The organism is Paraburkholderia ultramafica (genome assembly GCF_902859915.1).
In the GTDB taxonomy this organism is placed as follows: Bacteria; Pseudomonadota; Gammaproteobacteria; order Burkholderiales; family Burkholderiaceae; genus Paraburkholderia; species Paraburkholderia ultramafica.
This window is the reverse complement of record NZ_CADIKK010000134.1, coordinates 1-1,596: the sequence shown is the minus strand read 5'-3', so window position 1 is coordinate 1,596 and position 1,596 is coordinate 1. Positions and strand designations below refer to the sequence as shown.

At 57.6% G+C, this 1,596-nt stretch carries 1 protein-coding gene; it reads left to right on the top strand.

The window, feature by feature from the left end; genetic code table 11:
• The first annotated feature begins 45 nt into the window (after positions 1-45).
• A complete protein-coding gene (locus HV744_RS36525; protein ID WP_175154078.1) occupies positions 46-1,491 on the top strand; it encodes an IS1182 family transposase in 1,446 nt (481 codons plus the stop codon).
• Positions 1,492-1,596: the final 105 nt, after the last annotated feature.

Here is a 1,596-nt window from a genome sequence, read left to right as displayed (position 1 = left end):
CATTGATCGCCTAAACTGAAGCAACGCATTCAGGCCAGGTGACTCATGAAGCGATTCGTTGAAGGCGATGACCGCAAGCAGGTCGCACTACTTCCCGAATGCGTCGATGACTACATTGGACATGACAATCCGGTCAGGGTCATCGATGCCTTTGTCGACGAACTGGACCTTGCGGAACTTGGCTTCAACGGCACCGCGCCGGCACTGACGGGCCGCCCGTCCTATCATCCAGGCGTGATGCTCAAGATCTATATCTACGGGTATCTGAACCGGGTACCCTCCAGCCGCCGTCTTGAGCGTGAATGCCAGCGCAACGTCGAGCTGATGTGGCTGACAGGACGTCTGGCACCGGACTTCAAGACGATCGCCGACTTTCGCCGGGACAACGGTCCGGCCATTCGCAACGTATGCCGTCGTTTCGTCGAACTATGTCGTGGACTGAAGCTGCTATCCAGCGACATGGTGGCCATCGACGGCAGCAAGTTCAAGGCTGTGAATAGCCGCGACAGAAACTACACAGCGGGAAAAATCGACAAGCGTCAGCAGCAGATTGAGGAAAGCGTTCAGCGATACCTCGACATGATTGAGACTGCGGACCGGATCAGCCCGACAGGTTTCGATGTGAAGACCGTGCGCCTGTACGAGAAGATCGCGATCCTGCGCCAGCGGATGCGTGAGCTCGAGCAGATCAGGGAGCGGTTGAAGAAAGAGCCGGACAGACAGCTGTCGCTCACCGATCCGGATTCCCGTTCCATGACCAGTGGTGGCAAAAGGACTGGAACGGTCGGCTACAACGTTCAGGTCGCCGTGGATACGAAGCATCATCTGATCGTCGAACACGAGGTGACGAATGTCGGCGGCGATCACGGGCAACTCAGCAGGATTGCTCGGTCGGCGAAAAACGCGATGGGCAAGCCAAAGCTGAAGGTGCTGGCTGACCGGGGCTACTTCAGCGGTCCGGATATCCGCGCCTGCGATCTGGCCGGCATCACGGCATATGTCCCGAAGCCGCTCACCTCAGCATCAAGGAAGAAGGGACTCTTCACCAAGCGGGACTTCGTCTACGTTGCAAGGAGCGACGAGTATCGATGCCCCGCCGGTGAACGTGGCATTCGTCGATTCACGACCGTTGAAAACGGGATGACTCTGCAGGTCTACTGGCCCAGCGCCTGCCCGCGTTGTCCGCTCAAGGAGCGATGTTCACCCAGCGACTACCGCCGCATTCGACGATGGGAGCACGAACATATACTCGAGGCCATGCAGCGTCGGCTAGACCGCAAGCCTGACGCAATGACCATCCGCAGAAGCACTGTCGAACATGTCTTCGGCACGCTCAAGCACTGGATGGGTGCCACACACTTCCTGACCCGAACGCTCGGACGGGTGAGTACCGAAATGGGTCTTCAGGTGTTGGCCTACAATCTGAAGCGCGTCATGAAGATACTTGGGGTTGCCGGGGCAATAAAGGCGATGAAGACGGCTCGCACCTAGGGCCCGGAGGGCCCTTTTTTACGCTCGAAACGTTCCATTAGCATGGACGGAATTACCAAACTTGATTGGTCGGGCTGGAGAGCTGACCTTCAGGGAAAAGAAAAC